This is a genomic window from Neorhizobium sp. T25_13 (assembly GCF_002968675.1).
In the GTDB taxonomy this organism is placed as follows: domain Bacteria; phylum Pseudomonadota; class Alphaproteobacteria; order Rhizobiales; family Rhizobiaceae; genus Neorhizobium; species Neorhizobium tomejilense.
The window spans coordinates 258807-277496 of record NZ_PVBI01000005.1 but is presented as its reverse complement, the minus strand read 5'-3'; the positions used below and the strand labels follow the sequence as shown (position 1 = coordinate 277496).

Genomic DNA, 18690 nt, shown 5'->3' with positions numbered 1-18690 from the left:
CTGTGGTTTCGATACAAAACTGGAGTAGCAAAATGCCCAAGATGAAGACGAAATCGGCTGCCAAGAAGCGGTTCAAGATCACCGCCACCGGCAAAGTCGTTGCAGCAGCCGCTGGCAAGCGCCACGGCATGATCAAGCGGTCCAACAAGTTCATCCGCGATGCGCGCGGAACGATGATCCTTGCCGAACCCGATGGCAAGAAGGTTATCAAGAACTACCTGCCGAACGGTCTCTGAGACCCTCGTCACTTTTGGATCAGTTAAGGAGATCATGACATGGCACGCGTAAAACGGGGCGTCACTTCCCGCGCCAAGCACACCAAGACGTTGAAGGCAGCCAAGGGCTTCTACGGCCGCCGCAAGAATACGATCCGGGCCGCCAAGGCTGCCGTCGATCGTTCGCGTCAGTTCGCCACGCGCGACCGTCGCGTCAAGAAGCGCAATTTCCGCGCCCTGTGGATCCAGCGTATCAACGCGGCCGTCCGCGAATCCGGCCTGACCTACGGCCGCTTCATCGACGGTCTCAACAAGGCCGGCATCGAAGTCGACCGCAAGGTTCTCTCCGACATGGCAATCCATGAGCCGGAAGCATTCGGTGCTCTGGTTGCCGCTTCGAAGAAGGCTCTTGAGTACCTCAAGGACGCCGGCACCACCAACGAGTTTGAAAGCGCGGTTCGTTAACCAGCGCTTCCCAAGCTTAATTAGCTTTACTGATTTTGGGAAACCCGCGCTGGTTACGGCTGGCGCGGGTTTTTCTTTTGGCATCCCCGCAAGTCATTCCCCAAACAGCCGTCACGACCTCGCCATGCATCTCGCCGAGCATCAAACGGAAGAAACCATGTCCGATCTGGAAAACCTGAAAACTTCGCTCCTGGCGGAAATCGCCGGCACCAGTGACGAGGCGGCGATCGAGGCCGTGCGCGTCGGCGCTCTCGGCAAGAAGGGCTCCGTCTCCGAGCTCCTGAAGACGCTGGGCTCGATGTCGGCGGAAGAGCGCCAGACCCGCGGCGCGGCGATCAACGCGCTGAAGAACGAGATCACCGACGCCATCGCCGAGCGCAAGACGGTGCTGAGGGATGCGGCGATCGAGGCGCGTCTCAAGGCCGAGACGGTCGACATCTCGCTGCCGGTGCGCTCCTCGCCGGCCGAGCGCGGCCGCATTCACCCGATCAGTCAGATCGTCGACGAGATCACCGCCATCTTCGGCGACATGGGCTTCTCGATCGCCGAGGGCCCGGATGTCGAGACCGACTACTACAATTTCACGGCGCTCAACTTCCCGGAAGGTCATCCGGCCCGTGAGATGCACGATACCTTCTTCTTCCAGCCCGACGAGGATGGCGAGCGCAAGGTCCTGCGCACCCATACTTCGCCGGTGCAGATCCGCACGATGGAAGCGCAGAAGCCGCCGATCCGCATCATCATTCCCGGCAAGACCTATCGCCAGGACAGTGACGCGACCCACTCGCCGATGTTCCATCAGGTCGAAGGCCTGGTGGTCGACCGCAAGTCGCATGTCGGCAACATGCGCTGGATACTCGAAGAGTTCTGCAAGGCCTTCTTCGAGGTCGAAAGCGTCACCATGCGCTTCCGCCCGTCCTTCTTCCCGTTCACCGAGCCGAGCTTCGAAGTGGACATCCAGTGCGACCGCTCCGGCCCGATCGTCAAGTTCGGCGAGGGCACCGACTGGATGGAAATCCTCGGCTGCGGCATGGTGCACCCGAACGTGCTGCGCGCCGGCGGGCTCGATCCAGACGAGTTTCAGGGTTTTGCCTGGGGCATGGGCCTCGACCGCATCGCCATGCTGAAATACGGCATGCCGGACCTGCGCGACTTCTTCAACGCCGACGTCCGCTGGATGAACCACTACGGTTTCCGCCCGCTCGACATGCCGACTTTGTTCGGCGGCCTGAGCGCGTAAGGGAGAAACGACGATGAAATTCACACTCTCCTGGCTGAAGGATCATCTGGAAACGGATGCGCCCCTCAATGAAATTTGCGATCGCCTGACCGCGATCGGCCTCGAAGTCGAGGATGTCGACGACAAGGCCGCCTACAAGCCGTTCGTCATCGCCAAGGTTCTCTCGGCCGAAAAACATCCGTCCGCCGACCGGCTCAAGGTGCTGATGGTGGATGCCGGCGACGGCAAGCCGGTGCAGGTCGTCTGCGGCGCCCCCAACGCACGCGCCGGCATGATCGGCGCCTTCGCCAAACCTGGAACTTACGTTCCGGGGATTGATGTGACGCTCGCTGTCGGCAATATCCGCGGCGTCGAAAGCCACGGCATGATGTGCTCGGAAAAAGAACTCGACATGTCCGACAATCACGACGGCATCATCGATTTGGCCGAGGATGCGCCGGTCGGCACGCCGTTCGCCTCCTATGCCGGTCTCGACGATCCGGTCATCGAGATCAACCTGACGCCGAACCGTCCGGACTGCACCTCGATCCACGGCATCGCCCGCGATCTGGCGGCCTCCGGTCTCGGCACGCTGAAACCTCAGGCAAAGCCAGACTTCAAGACCGAAGGCCAGACCTCCGTCGATCTCAAGATCATTCTCGACGACGAGCGGCTCTGCCCCGGTTTCGGCCTTCGCCTGGTGCGCGGCGTCAGGAACGGTCCGAGCCCGCTGTGGATGCAGCAGCGGCTGAAGGCGATCGGTCTTCGCCCGATCAACGCGTTGGTCGATATCACCAACTTCATGACCTTCGACCATGGCCGGCCGATGCACGTCTTCGATGCCGCCAAGGTAAAGGGTGACTTGACAGTTCGGCGCGCGTTGGAAGGCGAGACGGTGCTGGCGCTGGATACGCGCGAATACAAGCTGAACCCCAGCAACGTCGTTATATCAGATGAAAACGGCGTGGAATCGATCGGCGGCATCATGGGCGGCGAACATTCCGGCTGCGACGAGAACACCGTCGACGTGCTGATCGAATCCGCACTCTGGGACCCGATCAACATCGCAAAGACCGGCCGTTCGCTCGGCATCATCACCGACGCGCGCTACCGGTTCGAGCGCGGCGTCGATCCGGAATACATGGTTCCCGGCCTCGACCGCACCACCCAGCTGGTGCTGAAACTCTGCGGCGGCGTGGCCGCGGAAGCGAAAGTCGTGGGTTACAAGGGCCATCAGCCGAAGATCGTTGATTTCCCTTATGCGGAGGTGAAGCGCCTGACCGGCCTCGAAGTCTCGACCGAGGAAAGCCGTCATATCCTGACGCGACTTGGTTTCGCGGTCGAAGGTTCCGGAGAACGCGTTTCCGTCACCGTGCCGTCCTGGCGTCCGGATGTCGACGGCAAGGCCGACCTCGTCGAAGAAGTCATGCGCATTCATGGCGTCGACCAGATCAAGCCGGAGCCGATCGAGAAACTCTCGAGCGTCAATGCCAAGATCCTGACAACCCTGCAGATCCGCACCCGCACCGCCAAGCGGGCGCTTGCCTCGCGCGGCATGCTGGAAGCCGTCACCTGGTCGTTCATTCCGGAAGATCAGGCAAAGCTCTTCGGCGGAGGCGCCCGGGCGCTGAAGCTGGCGAACCCGATTGCATCAGACATGTCCGACATGCGGCCGTCGCTGCTGCCGGGCCTGCTGTCTGCGGCGCAGCGCAATGCCGACAAGGGCTTTGGTGACGTGGCGATCTTCGAGGTATCCGGCACTTACGAAAGCGATAGGCCGGAAGGCCAGCGCCGCGTCGCCGGCGGCATTCGTCGCGGCACGGCTACGATCAACGGCACCGGCCGCCTCTGGTCGAACACTGCCAAGGGCGGCGGCAAGCCGGTCGACGTCTTCGACGCCAAGGCCGATGCGCTGGCGGTGCTCGAAGCCTGCGGCCTGCCGATGGGCAACGTCCAGATCGAGAAGGGCGCGCCGGAATGGTATCATCCGGGCCGCTCCGGAACCATCAAGATGGGTCCGAAAGTCGTGCTCGGTTATTTCGGTGAATTCCACCCGAAGACGCTCGGCGCTCTTGATGTCTCCGGCGCTCTCTGCGGCTTCGAGATTTTCCTCGACGCCATGCCGGAGCCGAAGAAGAAGGCGACGCGCACCAAGCCGCCGCTCGAGCTTTCGCCCTTCCAGGTGGTCAAGCGCGACTTTGCGTTCGTGGTTTCGAGCGATGTCGAGGCTGGCGCGATCGTCAAGGCGGCATCGACCGCCGACCGCAAGCTGATCACCGGCGTCAACGTCTTCGACGTGTTCGAAGGAGCGACGCTTGGCGAGGGCCGGAAGTCGATTGCAGTCGAAGTGCTGATCCAGCCGGTCGAGCGCACGCTGACCGACGAGGATTTCGATACGCTGACGGCCAAGATCGTCGCCAATGTCGAAAAGACCACTGGCGGTACCTTGCGCGCCTGAAACGGGTGGCCTCAATCACCTCTGAAAGATAGCCTGCCTCGCGGATGATGTGGGGCAGGCTTTTTTGTTGGAGGAACGATGCGCACACCGGGATCGATGAAAGGGCTCGAGGAACTCGGCCGAGTGCGGCTGTCGAAGAACTTCTTCTTCCGCGATTTCCTGTTTTCGGAGATCGCCAATTTCTACGCCATTCCGAACATTCCCGAAGACCCGGATCTGGCGATCGAGGCGGGCCGGCGCCTTTGCGAGGAACTGCTGGAGCCGCTGCAGGCGACGTTCGGGCGGTTGCACCTGCGCTCCGGTTATCGCTGCGCTGAGGTCAACGAATTCGGCAACAAGAACAATCTCAATTGCTCCTCCAATGCCAACACGGCGGCCGACCATATCTGGGATCGGCGCGATGCCAAGGGCTTCATGGGCGCTACCGCCTGCGTCGTCTTCCCATGGCTGGTCGACAACTATCACGACGACGGCGACTGGCAGAAGATGGCTTGGTGGATCCACGACCACCTGCCTTATTCGTCGATCATGGTCTTTCCGAAACTCTGGGCGATGAACATCCAGTGGCACGAAAAGCCCGCCCGGCGCATCCGCAGCTTCGCCGAACCGCGGGGCGTACTTACGAAGATCGGGATGCCCAACAACGAAGGTGATCATTCCGAGCATTACATCGGGTTTCCGGCCGTTAAACGGTAAGCGGCGGCGGACCGTTTAGGAATGAAGGTGATAGAGCTTGTTGACGATCACCCAGCGACCGTCGATCTTCAGAAGCGAGAGATAGTCCGAGAACCGCATGCCGGCGAACTGATCGACGACCTTCACCGTCGCGGCGTCGCCGGTGACGTCGAGTGCTTCGATCTGGATCAGTGGCTGGGTGTCAGCGGGTGCTGCACCTTCCGAGGTAACCGCCCCGATGAAATCGTCGAGCGACAGCCATTCGACCGCACCATCGTAATTGCCGATGATACACGCTTTGGGGTGGAACGCCTTTCGGAGCGCCGCCTCATGCGCAAACGTCATTCCGTCCACATAGAGATGGATCACCGCCTGAACGGCCCGCTCCTCGGACATCGATCTTCTCCCATCGTTAGCGCCAGCATACTAACACGAAAAGATGGAAGCCCGAGGTTGCGTTAGCAAGTGCAAATTTAACGATTGGTCCAGGCCATCGCCTGTGCCGCATAGCGGGTCCCGGAGAATTTTTCCGGCGCCAGCAGATCACCGAGCGTCTTCAATTCGTCTGCCGAGAGCGAAATTTCGGTGGCGGCGACATTCTGCTCCAGATGCGGGATTTTTCTGGCGCCCGGGATCGGCACGATGAAATCGCCCTGCGCCAGAACCCAGGCCAGCGCCAGCTGCGCGGCGGTGACGCCCTTCTGGACTGCCATGTCCTCGAGCATCTTCACCAGGGCGGCATTGGCGGCCATGTTTTCGGCGCTGAAGCGCGGCAGCGTGTTGCGGAAGTCGTCCGGACCGAAATCCTCTGGCTTCTGGATCTTGCCGGTGAGGAAACCGCGACCGAGGGGGCTGAACGGCACGAAACCGATATCGAGCTCGCGGCAGGTGTCGAGGATCTCGCCTTCCGGCTCGCGGGTCCAAAGCGAATATTCGCTCTGCAGCGCGGTGATCGGATGGACCGCGTGGGCGCGGCGGATGGCGGCGGCACCCGCTTCGGAAAGGCCTAGCGCACGCACCTTGCCTTCCTTGACCAGTTCGGCCATCGCCCCCACCGTATCCTCGATCGGCACGTTCGGGTCGACGCGGTGCTGGTAGAAAAGGTCGATCACCTCGACCCCGAGGCGTTTCAGCGAGGCTTCCGCCACCTCGCGCACATGTTCCGGCCGGCTGTCGAGGCCGGACATCGCCCGGGCGTCGGAGGCATTCGGGTCGATCCTGAAGCCGAATTTGGTGGCGATGACGACCTTGTCGCGGAACGGCTTCAACCCCTTGCCGAGCAATTCCTCGTTCTTGAAAGGGCCGTAGACTTCTGCCGTGTCGAAGAAATTGACGCCGAGATCGACGGCGCGGTGCAGCGTCCTGATCGCTTCCTGCTCGTCCTGGCCGCCGTAACCGTGGCTCATGCCCATGCAGCCAAGGCCGACGGCGGAAACGGTCAGTTCTTTTCCGAGCTTCCTCATTTTCATGAGAGCCTCCTTTTGTGATCGCAGAAAACTGACGGGCGCCTTGGGGGGCCCGTCGGATTGATCAGGCACCGGCCTCGTTGAGCAGCTTCATCTGGTCGGCCGAGAGCGTCAGGTTGCCGGCGGCGATGATCGCGTCGAGCTGGCCGACGCTGGTGGCGCTGGCGATCGGCGCGGTGACGCCGCGGGTCCGGATCAGCCAGGCGAGCGCGATCGAGGCGGGCTCGGCATTGGTCTCGACCGAGATCTCGTCGAGGGCTGCGAGGATGCGCAGACCCTTGTCGTTGAGATAACCGAGCGCCCGGCCGCCGCGTGCCTTGCCTTCGGTATCGGCCTTGTCGCGGTACTTGCCGGTCAGGAAGCCGGAGGCGAGGCCGTAATAATTGATGACGCCGATTTCTTCCTTCACGCAAAGATCCGCAAGCGGACCTTCGAACGTGTCGCGGTCATAGAGATTGTATTGCGGCTGAAGCACGTCGTAGCGCGGCAGGCCGGCCTTCTTGGCAGCGTCGAAACTATCCTGCATCATCTTGGCGTCGAGGTTGGAGCAGCCGACCGCCCGGATCTTGCCCTGTTCCTTCAGCTTGGCGAAGGCGCCCAGCGTTTCCTCGTAAGGCACGGTCTCGTCCGGCCAGTGGGCGAGATAGAGGTCGATATGGTCGGTCTGCAGGCGTCGCAGCGAATTTTCGACCTCTTCGAGGATCCACTTCGGTGACAGGTCCTTCTTGCCCTGGCCCATGTCGGAGCCGACCTTGGTGACGATGACCGCCTTGTCGCGGGAAACGCTGCTGCTCTTTAGCCATTTGCCGATGATCGCCTCGGACTCGCCGCCGACATGGCCGGGCACCCAGCGATTGTAGCTGTCGGCCGTGTCGATCGTGTTGAAGCCGGCATCGAAGAACCGGTCAAGGATATCGAACGACGTCCTCTCGTCGGCGGTCCAGCCGAATACGTTGCCGCCGAGAACGACTGGGGAAATGGAAAGACCGGTCCGGCCGAGTGCGCGCAGCTCCATGATATTCCTCCAAAATTTTTTAAGTGAGTGGATGAGCCTGGGAAAGGAGCCTGAGATTAGCCGATGTTCCGCCGCCGACCAGTCCCTATTTTGGGCGGACGATCACTTTTTCAAGCGTCGCATCCGGCCTGCCGTTGCGTGGGTGTCGGCAGGCCAATAAGGTGCGGCAACAATGCCATAGGGAGGCTCACATGCTGCGTTTCGGAATCTTGTCGACTGCCAGGATCGGCCATGAACAGGTGGTGCCGGCGATCCAGGACGCGGAAAATTGCGTCGTCACCGCGTTTGCCAGCCGCGATCTTGCCAAGGCGCGGGCACTCGCCGACCGTTTCGGCGCCCCGCATGCCTTCGGTTCCTACGACGAGATGCTTGCGTCCGACGTCATCGACGCGGTCTATATTCCGCTGCCGTCCAGCCAGCATGTCGAATGGTCGATCAAGGCCGCCGAAGCCGGCAAGCACGTGCTGTCCGAAAAGCCGATTGCGATCAAGGCGAGCGAGATCGAGGACCTGATCAAGGTGCGCGACCGCACCGGCAAGCTGATCTGCGAAGCGTTCATGGTCACTTACGCACCGGTCTGGCTGAAGGTGCGCGAACTCCTCAGCCAAAAGGCGATCGGCGAGCTGAAGCATGTCCAGGGCTCGTTCAGCTATTTCAACCGCGATCCGTCCAACATGCGCAACATCCCGGAACTCGGCGGCGGAGCGCTGCCGGATATCGGCGTCTACCCGACGATCACGACGCGTTTCGTCACCGGCCAGGAACCGCAGCGGGTGCAGGCGCGGGTGGAGCGCGATCCCGGCTTCGGCACGGATATCTATTCCAGCGTGAAGGCGGATTTCGGTTCGTTCGAAATGACCTTCTACATCGCCACCCAGATGGCTGCCCGGCAGCTGATGGTCTTCCACGGCACCGAAGGTTACATCGAGGTCAAGTCGCCGTTCAATGCCGGGCGCTGGGGTGCGGAGGAAATCGAGCTCACCAATCAGAACCACGCGATGTCGCAGATCTTCCGTTTCCCGGATAGCCGGCAATACAAGCGCCAGGCGGAGGCTTTTGCGAAGGCCGCCAAGGGCGAGTCGATCGAAGTCGTGACGCTTGAGAATTCGCTGGCGAACCAGAAGTTCATCGACGCCATCTATCGCGCCGGCGGGCACGACGGCTGGGAAGCGGTCTGAACGACATTATTGCCGGAAGACAAAGCGAGAATAGCCGAAGAAGCTGTAGGCCATCGCGGTGAGCGAAGCGAAGATGACCGCAATAACCGGCTGCAGGAGTGGCGCGCGGTACATGAGTGCCGAATAGATAGCGTAGTTGACGACCGCCGACGTCGTGCCGACCGCCCAATAACGGAAGCCTTCGACGGCAAGCGAATGTCCGGAGGAGCCAAAGGTAAGGCTCCTATTGACGAACCAAGTGAAGGCCATGGCGGTCATGATCGCTGGAATGCGGGCGAGAAACGGGCCGAAGCCCCAGATCCCGATCAGGACATGAGTAAGCCCTGCATCGAGGAGAAACCCGCCGCCGCCTGCGATCAGAAACCAGAAGAGACGTTTCATGCGGCCGTCTTGCCGACTTTGCTGCGCCGGACGGGTAGGATTTCAGGCGGCGTCGCTTCGGCCTGCTGAGGCAGGCTCATATAATGGATGCGCAATTGCTCGGCCCGGCCCCGCGAGACGGAGTCGAGGATCAGCCCGGCGGTGAAGATCAGCATCGAAACCAGCATCAGCACCAGCGAGAAGACCCAGGTGGGCATGCGCTCCACCAGGCCAGTCTGGAAATAGGCGACCAGCACCGGCGCCATGAAGACCAGGCTTGCCGTCATGAAGGCGCCGCTGATCAGGCCGAAAAACGCGAAGGGCCGCGTCTCCTTCATCAGCATGGCGAACATCCAGAGGATCTTGGCGCCGTCCTTGAAGGTCGAGAGCTTGGAATGCGACCCTTCCGGGCGCCTTCCGTAATCGAGTTCGATCTCGCAGACCGGCAGCTTGAGCAGCGAGGCATGCACCGACATTTCGGTCTCGATCTCGAAGCCGCCTGAGACCGCCGGAAAGCTTTTCACGAACCGGCGCGAGAAGGCTCGGTAGCCGGAGAAGATATCGGTGAAGTCAGGCGCGAACATCGTCCGGTAGAGGAAGTTGAACAGCCGGTTGCCGGCCGCATGACCCTGCCGCCCGGCATCCGCGTGCACCCCGCGGCGGGTGCCGACCACCATGTCGGCGCGCTCGGTCAAAAGCGTGCGGACCAGTTCTTCCGCATCCTGCGGCGCATAGGTGCCGTCTCCGTCCGCCATGATGTAGATGTCCGCATCGATATCGGCGAACATCCGACGCACCACGTGGCCCTTGCCCTGCCGCCGCTCGCGCATCACCAGGGCGCCGGCAAGCATGGCCTGCAGTGCTGTGCCGTCCGTGGAATTGTTGTCGTAGACAAAGATCCGGGCGCCCGGAAGCGCCTCGCGAAAGCCGCGCACCACGCCGGCGATGGTCATGGCTTCGTTATAACAGGGCAGCAGGATTGCGATGTCGAAATGGCCGGTCAGGGCGTCGGTCATGTTGTTCACTCGATACACTGAAAACCGAACGCGGGAGTCTCCCGTGCCGCAGGCTTTACTATTTCTTGGGAAGGTTAAGGCTAGGTTTCCTCGACCCTCGAAACAGGCGAAAAGTCCGCACCAAGATGACGGAAAACATGGCAGACAGATCCTTATCGAGGGCGGCGGGCCAGCCCGCCGTGCCGCTATTGTCGCGGCTCCTGCCTGCGGTGGCTCTTTATGCGGTCGTCACCGCCGCGATAGCCCTCGCGTTTTTCCTCTCGGACGCCAAGGATTACGTCGGAGCCGACAATGACGACGTCATGCGGCTCGTCGAGATCAGGGATTTTCTCGGCGGCCAGAACTGGTTCGATCTGACCCAGTACCGGCTCGGTCTCGAGGGTGGCACGCTGATGCACTGGTCGCGATTGATCGATCTGCCGATGGCGCTGCTGATCCGGCTGTTTTCGCTCTTCCTCACGCCAGACAAGGCCGAAGCCGTCGTTGTTACGATCTGGCCTCTTCTTCTGGTGCCGCTTATGCTTCTACCGCTCGGCTTGGCTGTCCGCCGGCTGGCGGGCGTCGCGGCCATGCATATCGCATTCGGCCTCGGTGCGCTCTTCGCCCTCGGTTGCGTCCGTTTCAAGCCCGGTTCCATCGACCATCACAATGTCCAGCTCATGCTCGTCATGTGGATCGCCGCCATGCTGGTCGATCCGCAGAGGCGGGCATCGAGCTATATCGTCGCGGCCGTTGCCTGTGCGCTGGCACTGGCGATCGGTGCCGAAACGACGCCTTTTGTTGCTGTCGTCTGTGTCTGCGTCGCGCTTCAGTGGGTCTGGCACGGCCAGATGTTTTCCCGACCGGCCCGTTTCTTCGGCCTGTCGCTGGCGCTGTCCGTCTCGGCAGCCTTCTTCCTGACGATCCCGCCGCGTGCCTATGCGGTGGTCACCTGCGACAACTTCTCGCTTGGCTTCTATGCCCTTTCCGCTCTCGGAGGAGCGGCGCTGTTTCTCCTCGCGAGCCTGCCGAGACAGCCAGGTCGCATCGTCCGCATCGCCCTGGCCGGCGTCACCGGCGGTCTCCTTCTTCTGACCACCCGCATCATCGCGCCGCAATGCCTCTCCGATCCGTTGAGCACGCTCGACCCGCTATTGGTCGAGCTTTGGTTGAACGGCGTGACGGAGGCGCGTTCGTTTCTGGCCGAGGCCCGGACCGAGCCGGAAATGGTTGGCGGATTCTACGCGGTCGGGCTTTTTGCGATCGTGGTCTGCCTTGTCCGCAGCCTGAGGCGGGAAAAGACGGAACTCCATCTCGTGCTTCTGGCGCTGATCGGGACGTCATGGGGGATCGCGCTGCTGCAGGTGCGTGGCGCTTTCTTTTCCAACATGCTGGCCATCCTGCCGTTGTCGCTGCTGATCACTGACCTGCGGCGCACCTCCGCGGCCGATCCGAAAAATCCCAGTGCCGCCTTTGCCTATATCAGCGCGGTGCTGATGTCCGTGCCGGTTGTCTGGGCCCTGGGCGGCGTCCTTGCGGTGCATGGCTGGAAACAGGCGGCCGACATGCGGGCGCTTTCGAGTGCCGGCATGTTCGATGGCGAAAGCGGCGAATGCGGCGATGCAGTGGATATGGCCGTGTTGAACACATTGCCTGCGGGCGTCATAGCCGCGCCCTCGAACAGCGGAGCGGATATCCTGCGCTGGACCCCTCACAGGGTCCTGACCGCACCCTACCATCGCAACCAAAAGGGCATGCTGACCGAACTTTATATCGGTCTTGCCCAGCCGGGCGAAGCGAAGGCCTTCATAAGAGGGGCCGGGGTGACGGCGCTCGCCTTCTGCAAGACCGATCCGCAGACGGATGGCCTGATCAGGCGAAAGCCGGACGGGCTCTATGCCAACCTCGCCCGCGGCCAAGTGCCCGATTATCTGCAGCCCTTGGGACAACCGAGCAAAAGCGGTTTCCGTCTCTACAGGGTGCTGCCGGATAAGAATTGATTGCGGGGATGAAATGCGCTCACGCCGTGCGGCGGGTATTCAGGGCGAAAAGGCCGGTGAGGAACCCGATCAGGCCGGCATTGTAGCCGAGGATGGCAATCAGCAGATTGAAATAGGACGTGGGGCCGGGTGATATGGCGGTCGCAAGCGCAAATGTCGCGGTGATCATGACAGCGATAAAAGCAATCGAGAACGCGGACCGCATCATGCCGACGCAAATGCCAATCGATGCAGCGGTCAGGAAAAGCACTCGGATATCTCCTCATCGGCCTCAAGGGAAACGAACGTATTAGCAATCTGCTAATAAATGCTTTCGCCCCAATGCGTGGCGGGGTCAATGCACCCGACGACGATTTCGATACGATCTGATTCGATGCAGCCAAGCCATGTTCAGTGGCTCTGGTCTTTGCCTGAAGCGCCGCGATCCACAAGATATGGCGTCAATGAGCTTGGCAGTTCTCCTCGCCAGACAAGCCGGACGTGGTAACCGGAGACCGGACAGGTGAGCGCGACGACCTCGCCCTCGAATTCGGCCGTTTCCCCGGTTGGTTTTCGGATGATGCCGTCACCCGAGACGGGATCGAACGTGACGCCGATCTCGCCGAGCACGGACATTGCCTGCGGCCTGTCCTCGAAGCGGAGCAGCAGGGTTTCACACCGCATTGCCGCCCGCCGCTTTTCTCAAACGAGGCCGGCGATCGCCACCGCCGTCGTGCCGGTCGCAAACACGCGGGTCACCCGCAACGGAAGCAGGCCGCCGGCCGGTACATTCGAGAGCGTCAGTGTCTCGCCGGACAGCATGCGGACGGACAGATGGCCGCCAGTCCCCACATAGAGCGCGCGCGTTGTCTCCGGCAGGTCGGCGCTGTCGCTGGGCGTGATCGCAAATCCGGAGGCGGCGGGGCCGGAGAGCGAGGCTTGGGTATTGGCGAAACGGTCTGGCATGGACGAAATCTCCTTGAATATCGTTCGCCTTCATTGTCGCTCTCCTCTCTCCAGCGGGGAAAATGCGAGGCTTAAAAAAGCGCTGTACCGGAGGTTTTCTGTTTCTCCCAGAAAAGGAAATGTGGCGTGCCTGGCAAAAGAAAAGGCGCAGCGTCAAATGCTTGGCTGCAAAGGAACGAACGGCCAGGCTCCATCGCATTGTCGGATGGGTCTTTCGAAACGGCCGTTTGCGGGCCGCATCATCCCCGTTTCTGCCGTCTGGGAATGGTGAAATCGCCGCGCTCTTCCTTTAGAAGAAAAGGATGACCAGTTTGCTCGACAACGATTCGCCCACGAACCTCACCGAGTTTTCGGTGTCGGAACTGTCCGGCTCGATCAAGCGCACGGTAGAGAACGCGTTCGACCATGTGCGGGTGCGTGGCGAGATATCCGGTTATCGCGGCCAGCATTCGTCGGGCCACGCCTATTTTTCGCTGAAGGACGATCGCGCCCGGATCGACGCCGTGATCTGGAAGGGCAGCTTCCCGCGGATCAAGTTCCGCCCCGAAGAAGGGATGGAAGTGATCGCGACAGGCAAGATCACGACCTTCCCGGGCTCCTCGAAATACCAGATCGTCATCGAGAACCTGGAGCCGGCGGGTGTCGGCGCGCTGATGGCGCTGCTCGAAGAACGTCGGCGCAGGCTTGGTGCCGAGGGCCTGTTCGACCAGGCCCGCAAGCGGCCACTGCCCTTCCTGCCCCGGGTCATTGGCGTGGTGACCTCGCCGACCGGGGCGGTCATCCGTGATATCCTGCACCGCATCGCCGACCGTTTTCCGGTGCATGTCATCGTCTGGCCGGTCAAGGTGCAGGGCGAAGGGTCTGGCGACGAGGTGGCGGCCGCGATCCGCGGGTTTAACGCGATCGTGCCTGGCGGACCGATCAGGCGGCCGGACGTGCTGATCGTCGCGCGAGGCGGCGGCAGTCTCGAAGACCTCTGGAGTTTCAACGACGAGGCGGTCGTGCGCGCCGCGGCGGACAGCCAAATCCCGCTGATATCGGCCGTCGGCCACGAGACCGACTGGACGCTGATCGACCACGCCGCCGACGTCCGTGCGCCGACGCCGACAGGTGCCGCCGAAATGGCGGTGCCGGTCAAGGCGGACATGGAAGCGCAGCTCGCCAATCTGACGGCCCGCCTGCGGGGCGGCGCCAGCCGGCAGATGGACCTGCGCCGCCAGTCGGTCAGGGCACTGGTCCGCGCGCTGCCGTCCATCGACCAGTTGCTGGCTTTGCCGCGTCGTCGTTTCGACGAGGCGGCGGCTGGTCTCGGCCGCGGGCTGGAGCGCACGACGGTGGTCAAGCGCCGCAGTTTCGAGCGGGCATCGTCGGGACTGCGTCTTGAACTTTTGACCAACCGCCTTGTCCAGCAGCGGCAATTGCTGGCCGATCGGCTGACGCGCAGCGACCGTTGCCTGGAGCGGCAATTGCTGAAGGAGAACAACCGCGTCGCCAAGGCCGGCGCTTCGCTTTCGGCGCTTCCCGCAAGGCTGCTGGGTCATCTGCAGCGCGAGCGCCAACACCTCACGTCGATGGCCCGTCATGCGGATACGGCGATCTCGCACACGCTGATACGCAGCCGCGCGGCAATCACCGCACAGGATCGTGTTCTGCAATCGCTCTCCTACAAGAACGTGCTGAAGCGCGGCTTTGCCGTCGTGCGGGGCGAGGACGACCGGCCGCTGACGCGGGCCGCGGGCATCGGCGAGGGGCAGGGTATCTCCGTGGAATTCGCCGATGGGCGGATTACGGCGGTGACGGGCGAGGGTGGCGATCCTGCGGTTCCGTCCGCCGTGCCGTCTCAGCCCAAAAAGCGGCCGTCGAAATCGGAGCCGGGCGGAGACGCGCCGAAACAGGGTAGGCTCTTCTAATGCATGTCCTCCTAGTGCTTGCCCATCCGCTACCGGACAGTTTTGCGCATTCAGTTGCCCGTCTGGCGCGCGAGACGCTGGAGGCGAACGGCCACACGGTCGATCTGCTCGATCTTTATGCGGAGAGCTTTGATCCGCGGCTGACGGAACGCGAACGGCGCGGTTATTTCGATGTGCCCTACGACACATCGGAGGTGGCGGACCTGGTGGCGCGGCTGCAGAAGGCAGAGGCGCTGATATTGGTCTTTCCGCAATGGTGGTTCAACCTGCCGGCGGTGCTGAAGGGTTTCTTCGACCGGGTCTTTGCACCAGGCGTCGCCTTCCGCCACGACAAGGCCGGCGGAAGGATCGTCCCGCTGCTCACCAACATCCGCCATTTCTGGGTCTTCACGACAACAGGTTCGCCCTGGTGGGTGGTGAAGTTCTACATGGGCGATCCCGTGCGCCGCCAACTCAAGCGCGGCATCGCTGTCTTCTGCAACAGAAAAGCCGAGTTCCGCATGCTGGCCCTGCATGACATGGACCGCGCCACGGCAGAAAAGCGCGGGCGGCATCTGGAGCGCGTCAAGGCCGCGCTCCAATCCTTGCGATAGTCAGCGCACCCGCATGCCGGCCTTCTCGTCGAAATGCAGCGGCTTGTCGAATTTCTGAAGCGGCGCCTCCGGCACCGAACCGATCGTCACGCCGAATTGCCAGTCCGGCGGGCATATAGCGATATAACGGGCATATCCGCCGACACCGCCGCCGAATTTCGGATAGCCGATTGCCACCAGCGCACCCGTTTCCGGCACCTTGTCGAGGTTCGCCACGCCTTCCGCCTGCGCGAACCCGTTGTGCATCAGCCAGTGCTCTCCTTCGAGGTTCGGTGTCGTATCGGTATCGAGCGGCTCGTGGCCGTGAAACAGGATCTTTCGCTCGAGGTGCAGGAATTTCAACGCATCGAGGCTGACGCCGGGAAACGGCTTCGTCGTGGAAAGCGAGGGATCCTGCCATTTCTTGTACCAGCCGGATCGGACGAACACGACCGAGCCTTCCGGGATCCTGCCGTTCTTCTTCTCGAAATCGGCGATGTCGGAGACCTGCAGGTGATAACCGGCATCGGTCTTCACCTTGTCCTCGATATTGACGACGACGAGCGGCCGCACGGCATAGGTGGCTGGAAGTTCGTCGATCGCCGCATATTCCGGCGCCCAATGGGCCGGCGGATCGAGCTGCGTACCGAGCTGGTCGGTGGCGAGATTGTAGGTGGATGCCGCGAAACCATGCTTCTCATAGGTGAAGGTGTCGCCCTTCTTGGCATAACCATCCAGATCGACGCCGGCTGCGGCCTGACCGAAGGCCGATTTGCCGAAGCCCGCCCATACGGGGATATTCGGCGTGATCGTGTGGGTGAGGTCCACATATTTGGCGCCCTTCAGCGTCTCGTTATAGACCTTCCAGAGACCGGGCTCCTGGGCGGAGACGCTGGTGACGGGCGCAATGGCGAGAAGTGCCGCGGCGAGCGATGCAGCCAGACGCATAAGAGAAATGGGCATGCTGTTTCCCTCTTTTCGGATTGTCCTGATCAGCGTGAGCCGACACATGGAGGGTGCCGGCGCGCTCAGTTTCCTGCCGTAAAAGAGGGAAAGTCAACTAATTGGCGAAATCAGGCCCACTCGCCCTTGCGCATGACCGGCACCTTCGAGCCGTCGGCGCGCAGGCCGTCGATGTCGACCTTGTCGGAGCCGATCATCCAGTCGATGTGGATCAGGCTCGAATTGCCGCCCTGGGCCTTGATCTGATCCTGGCTGAGCGATGCGCCGTCAAGGAAGCATTTCGAATAGCATTGGCCGAGTGCGATGTGGCAGGAGGCGTTTTCATCGAACAGGGTGTTGTAGAACAGGATGCCGCTTTTGGAGATCGGCGAGGAATGCGGCACCAGCGCCACTTCGCCCAGCCGGCGGGCGCCTTCGTCGGTATCGAGCACCTTGTTCAGCACTTCCTCGCCCTTCGAAGCCTTCGCCTCGACGATCCGGCCGCCTTCGAACTTTACCTGGATATTGTCGATCAGCGTGCCCTGGTGGGAGAGCGGTTTGGTGCTGGAAACATGGCCTTCGACCTTCAGCGCATGCGGAGTGGTGAAGACCTCTTCGGTCGGAATGTTCGGGTTGCAGGTAATGCCGTTCTTGGCTGTCGAGGCGCCGCCATGCCATTCGTGGCCGTCGGCAAGCCCGACCGTCAGATCGGTGCCAGGGCCAGTAAAGTGGAGTGCGGAAAAGCGCTCGCCATTGAGCCATGTCGAGCGCTTTTTGAGATTGCCGTTGTGTTCGGCCCAGGCTGCGATCGGATCGGCGAGATCGACGCGCGAGGCGGCGAAGATCGCGTCCGCCAGCTTGCCGACCGCGACGTCTTCCGGGACGTCCGGGAATACCTGGCGTGCCCAGGAGGGGTTGGGATAGGAAACGATGTTCCAGTTGATGTCGAAATTGGCGATCTTTTCGAGCGCTGGCTTGTAGGCAATGGAATTGGCCTTGTTGGCGCGCGCCACTTTGGCGGGGTCCTGGCCGGAGAGCATCATCGGGTTGTCGCCGGAGATGGCAAGCCGCGCGGCGCCGTTGGCATAGGCCTTGGCCATGCCGTCGTAGAGCCAGTCGGTCGCCTTGTCGAAGCTTGCATCGGACGCGTATTCGTAGCGCGCGAGCGTCGTCTCTTCGTCGGAATAGAAGGTCGAAACGATGCCGGCGCCGGCGATATACGCGTGTTTGGTGAGGAGCCGCACGAGCGGCAGGGCGGCGAGCGGTGCCGTGATCACCAGATCCTGGCCCTTCTCGAGGCGCAAGCCCACCTTGATGGCGACTTCCGCCAGCTTTTCGAGCTTTTGAGGATCGACGACTGTTTGAAAATTCGGCACGATTGTCATGTTAGACCTCACCTGATTTCTGTGATCGAAGAGACTTAAAGAGGTTTGGGGCAAAATTGAAGCTGAGGGAACCATGTTCATGAAAACCGCCTTGCTGTGTGCCGTCCTCTTCGGCGCCTCGGCTTCTCCTGGTCTCTCGGCCGACTTTGCGGCGACCATGTTCGATCATCAGGTGGCCATCGCATCCGATGACGACGAGGAGAAACTGACGATCGACGGCAGGCAGGTCCATTCCAACCGGTTCCTGCTGATCGACAATGTCGGTCTGGTCGCGGGTGTACCGTTCGTCGTGGTGGTGAGTTCGGACGGCGGCAACGCCTGCCCGGGTTCGCCCCTGATCGTCTCGTTCCCGCAGGATGAGGAGCCGCGTGTCGATGAACCGATAGACGATTGCCGCGGCGCTGCCTCGATCACCATAGAGGACGATCACCTTCTGCTTGCGACGCAGGCGGTTGCCGGCCAGCCGAGCCTGCGCTGGACCTGGACGCCCGAAAAAGGTTTCGCCGAGGCCGGCAAGGTCGCCTTCCAGCCGAGCGCGACGATGGGGTGGGATGACATGAAAAAGGCGGAGCACCCGTCCGACCTCCTCGGCATCGGGCCGATTGCCGAGGCGGCAGATGCAATGCTCGGCGAGCATAAGCAGGAGTTCGAGAATTCCATCACCGGGCCGGGCAGCGGCGCCTACAAGAACGGTTTTTATATCGGCGAGGCCTGCATGCCGCATATGTGCACCGAGGCCGAGGCATTGATCGCGGCGGATATTTCCGCCAGAAAGCTCTATCTCGCCTGGAAGCCCGAGGGGAAGAAGATCATCCTGCGTCCAGCGGTGCGCAGATGGCCGGCCCCGGCGCTCGCCGCTCTCAAGGAGTGGTCGGCAAAGTGGCCGTGAC

Annotated in this window: 21 protein-coding genes; 11 read left to right on the top strand and 10 right to left on the bottom strand. The window is 61.9% G+C overall.

Features of this window, described 5'->3' with window-relative positions:
• The first annotated feature begins 32 nt into the window (after window positions 1-32).
• From rpmI to C5J22_RS14135, 5 genes are all read left to right on the top strand, one after another.
• On the top strand, window positions 33-236 hold the full coding sequence (rpmI, locus tag C5J22_RS14155) for a 50S ribosomal protein L35 (RefSeq protein WP_007751830.1): 204 nt from the start codon (window positions 33-35) through the stop codon (window positions 234-236).
• A 39-nt stretch (window positions 237-275) separates the two neighbouring features.
• Window positions 276-680 carry a 50S ribosomal protein L20 gene (rplT, locus tag C5J22_RS14150; protein ID WP_046627769.1) on the top strand — a complete coding sequence of 135 codons (405 nt, stop codon included), beginning with the start codon at window positions 276-278 and terminating at the stop codon, window positions 678-680.
• Between the two features lie 157 nt (window positions 681-837).
• Complete coding sequence (pheS, locus tag C5J22_RS14145; RefSeq protein ID WP_105438727.1) at window positions 838-1920, top strand: phenylalanine--tRNA ligase subunit alpha; 1083 nt, start codon at window positions 838-840, stop codon at window positions 1918-1920.
• A 13-nt stretch (window positions 1921-1933) separates the two neighbouring features.
• A complete protein-coding gene (gene pheT, locus C5J22_RS14140) occupies window positions 1934-4357 on the top strand; it encodes a phenylalanine--tRNA ligase subunit beta (protein WP_105438726.1) in 2424 nt (807 codons plus the stop codon).
• A gap of 78 nt (window positions 4358-4435) precedes the next feature.
• Window positions 4436-5053: a hypothetical protein gene (locus C5J22_RS14135; protein WP_105438725.1), complete on the top strand. Its 618-nt coding sequence runs from the start codon at window positions 4436-4438 to the stop codon at window positions 5051-5053.
• A gap of 15 nt (window positions 5054-5068) precedes the next feature.
• On the opposite strand, the gene C5J22_RS14130 is transcribed toward C5J22_RS14135, so the two are convergent.
• The 3 genes from C5J22_RS14130 to C5J22_RS14120 form a co-directional block, all read right to left on the bottom strand.
• Complete coding sequence (locus C5J22_RS14130) at window positions 5069-5428, bottom strand: nuclear transport factor 2 family protein (RefSeq protein WP_046630269.1); 360 nt, start codon at window positions 5426-5428, stop codon at window positions 5069-5071.
• 77 nt (window positions 5429-5505) lie between these two features.
• Complete coding sequence (locus C5J22_RS14125) at window positions 5506-6501, bottom strand: aldo/keto reductase (RefSeq protein WP_105438724.1); 996 nt, start codon at window positions 6499-6501, stop codon at window positions 5506-5508.
• Between the two features lie 61 nt (window positions 6502-6562).
• Window positions 6563-7513, bottom strand: a complete 951-nt coding sequence (locus tag C5J22_RS14120; protein WP_105438723.1) for an aldo/keto reductase — start codon at window positions 7511-7513, stop codon at window positions 6563-6565.
• A gap of 191 nt (window positions 7514-7704) precedes the next feature.
• Here C5J22_RS14120 and C5J22_RS14115 point away from each other — a divergent pair, with 191 nt between their 5' ends.
• Window positions 7705-8691 carry a Gfo/Idh/MocA family protein gene (locus C5J22_RS14115; protein WP_105438722.1) on the top strand — a complete coding sequence of 329 codons (987 nt, stop codon included), beginning with the start codon at window positions 7705-7707 and terminating at the stop codon, window positions 8689-8691.
• Window positions 8692-8697: 6 nt separating this feature from the next.
• Here the strand turns inward: C5J22_RS14115 and C5J22_RS14110 are convergent, their stop codons facing one another.
• Complete coding sequence (locus C5J22_RS14110) at window positions 8698-9072, bottom strand: GtrA family protein (protein ID WP_105438721.1); 375 nt, start codon at window positions 9070-9072, stop codon at window positions 8698-8700.
• A complete protein-coding gene (locus C5J22_RS14105; RefSeq protein ID WP_105438881.1) occupies window positions 9069-10067 on the bottom strand; it encodes a glycosyltransferase in 999 nt (332 codons plus the stop codon). The genes C5J22_RS14110 and C5J22_RS14105 overlap by 4 nt, the downstream gene beginning before the upstream one ends.
• A gap of 137 nt (window positions 10068-10204) precedes the next feature.
• Between C5J22_RS14105 and C5J22_RS14100 the strand changes: the two genes are divergently transcribed.
• A complete protein-coding gene (locus C5J22_RS14100) occupies window positions 10205-12046 on the top strand; it encodes a hypothetical protein (RefSeq protein ID WP_245440378.1) in 1842 nt (613 codons plus the stop codon).
• Between the two features lie 19 nt (window positions 12047-12065).
• Here C5J22_RS14100 and C5J22_RS14095 read toward each other — a convergent pair whose 3' ends face one another.
• From C5J22_RS14095 to C5J22_RS14085, 3 genes are all read right to left on the bottom strand, one after another.
• Window positions 12066-12296: a hypothetical protein gene (locus C5J22_RS14095; RefSeq protein WP_105438719.1), complete on the bottom strand. Its 231-nt coding sequence runs from the start codon at window positions 12294-12296 to the stop codon at window positions 12066-12068.
• A 140-nt stretch (window positions 12297-12436) separates the two neighbouring features.
• Window positions 12437-12709, bottom strand: a complete 273-nt coding sequence (locus C5J22_RS14090; protein WP_105417191.1) for a hypothetical protein — start codon at window positions 12707-12709, stop codon at window positions 12437-12439.
• Window positions 12710-12727: 18 nt separating this feature from the next.
• On the bottom strand, window positions 12728-12991 hold the full coding sequence (locus tag C5J22_RS14085; RefSeq protein WP_046603024.1) for a hypothetical protein: 264 nt from the start codon (window positions 12989-12991) through the stop codon (window positions 12728-12730).
• Between C5J22_RS14085 and C5J22_RS31160 the strand changes: the two genes are divergently transcribed.
• Genes C5J22_RS31160 through C5J22_RS14075 form a run of 3 tightly spaced genes read left to right on the top strand, consistent with a single transcriptional unit; the run spans window position 12990 to window position 15494 of the window.
• Window positions 12990-13262, top strand: coding sequence for a hypothetical protein (locus C5J22_RS31160; protein WP_172746623.1), 273 nt, complete (start codon window positions 12990-12992; stop codon window positions 13260-13262). The two genes, C5J22_RS14085 and C5J22_RS31160, sit on opposite strands and share 2 nt — an antisense overlap.
• A gap of 31 nt (window positions 13263-13293) precedes the next feature.
• Complete coding sequence (gene xseA, locus C5J22_RS14080; protein ID WP_105438718.1) at window positions 13294-14901, top strand: exodeoxyribonuclease VII large subunit; 1608 nt, start codon at window positions 13294-13296, stop codon at window positions 14899-14901.
• Window positions 14901-15494 carry an NAD(P)H-dependent oxidoreductase gene (locus tag C5J22_RS14075; RefSeq protein WP_105438717.1) on the top strand — a complete coding sequence of 198 codons (594 nt, stop codon included), beginning with the start codon at window positions 14901-14903 and terminating at the stop codon, window positions 15492-15494. Before xseA ends, C5J22_RS14075 begins: the two co-directional genes overlap by 1 nt.
• Here the strand turns inward: C5J22_RS14075 and C5J22_RS14070 are convergent, their stop codons facing one another.
• Entirely contained in the window at window positions 15495-16436 is a 942-nt protein-coding gene (locus C5J22_RS14070; protein WP_245440377.1) for a cyclase family protein, read from the bottom strand.
• 110 nt (window positions 16437-16546) lie between these two features.
• Window positions 16547-17800, bottom strand: a complete 1254-nt coding sequence (locus tag C5J22_RS14065) for an aminopeptidase (RefSeq protein ID WP_105438715.1) — start codon at window positions 17798-17800, stop codon at window positions 16547-16549.
• A gap of 79 nt (window positions 17801-17879) precedes the next feature.
• Between C5J22_RS14065 and C5J22_RS14060 the strand changes: the two genes are divergently transcribed.
• A complete protein-coding gene (locus C5J22_RS14060) occupies window positions 17880-18689 on the top strand; it encodes a hypothetical protein (RefSeq protein WP_172746622.1) in 810 nt (269 codons plus the stop codon).
• The last annotated feature ends 1 nt before the right edge of the window (window position 18690 follow it).

Bases quoted from the DNA above. Each gene is read 5' to 3' on its own strand.
- rpmI (WP_007751830.1), top strand. From the start codon at position 33: ATGCCCAAGATGAAGACGAAATCGGCTGCCAAGAAGCGGTTCAAGATC.
- rplT (WP_046627769.1), top strand. From the start codon at position 276: ATGGCACGCGTAAAACGGGGCGTCACTTCCCGCGCCAAGCACACCAAG.
- pheS (WP_105438727.1), top strand. From the start codon at position 838: ATGTCCGATCTGGAAAACCTGAAAACTTCGCTCCTGGCGGAAATCGCC.
- pheT (WP_105438726.1), top strand. From the start codon at position 1,934: ATGAAATTCACACTCTCCTGGCTGAAGGATCATCTGGAAACGGATGCG.
- C5J22_RS14135 (WP_105438725.1), top strand. From the start codon at position 4,436: ATGCGCACACCGGGATCGATGAAAGGGCTCGAGGAACTCGGCCGAGTG.
- C5J22_RS14130 (WP_046630269.1), bottom strand. From the start codon at position 5,428: ATGTCCGAGGAGCGGGCCGTTCAGGCGGTGATCCATCTCTATGTGGAC.
- C5J22_RS14125 (WP_105438724.1), bottom strand. From the start codon at position 6,501: ATGAAAATGAGGAAGCTCGGAAAAGAACTGACCGTTTCCGCCGTCGGC.
- C5J22_RS14120 (WP_105438723.1), bottom strand. From the start codon at position 7,513: ATGGAGCTGCGCGCACTCGGCCGGACCGGTCTTTCCATTTCCCCAGTC.
- C5J22_RS14115 (WP_105438722.1), top strand. From the start codon at position 7,705: ATGCTGCGTTTCGGAATCTTGTCGACTGCCAGGATCGGCCATGAACAG.
- C5J22_RS14110 (WP_105438721.1), bottom strand. From the start codon at position 9,072: ATGAAACGTCTCTTCTGGTTTCTGATCGCAGGCGGCGGCGGGTTTCTC.
- C5J22_RS14105 (WP_105438881.1), bottom strand. From the start codon at position 10,067: ATGACCGACGCCCTGACCGGCCATTTCGACATCGCAATCCTGCTGCCC.
- C5J22_RS14100 (WP_245440378.1), top strand. From the start codon at position 10,205: ATGGCAGACAGATCCTTATCGAGGGCGGCGGGCCAGCCCGCCGTGCCG.
- C5J22_RS14090 (WP_105417191.1), bottom strand. From the start codon at position 12,709: ATGCGGTGTGAAACCCTGCTGCTCCGCTTCGAGGACAGGCCGCAGGCA.
- C5J22_RS31160 (WP_172746623.1), top strand. From the start codon at position 12,990: ATGGACGAAATCTCCTTGAATATCGTTCGCCTTCATTGTCGCTCTCCT.
- C5J22_RS14085 (WP_046603024.1), bottom strand. From the start codon at position 12,991: ATGCCAGACCGTTTCGCCAATACCCAAGCCTCGCTCTCCGGCCCCGCC.
- xseA (WP_105438718.1), top strand. From the start codon at position 13,294: ATGACCAGTTTGCTCGACAACGATTCGCCCACGAACCTCACCGAGTTT.
- C5J22_RS14075 (WP_105438717.1), top strand. From the start codon at position 14,901: ATGCATGTCCTCCTAGTGCTTGCCCATCCGCTACCGGACAGTTTTGCG.
- C5J22_RS14070 (WP_245440377.1), bottom strand. From the start codon at position 16,436: ATGCCCATTTCTCTTATGCGTCTGGCTGCATCGCTCGCCGCGGCACTT.
- C5J22_RS14065 (WP_105438715.1), bottom strand. From the start codon at position 17,800: ATGACAATCGTGCCGAATTTTCAAACAGTCGTCGATCCTCAAAAGCTC.
- C5J22_RS14060 (WP_172746622.1), top strand. From the start codon at position 17,880: ATGAAAACCGCCTTGCTGTGTGCCGTCCTCTTCGGCGCCTCGGCTTCT.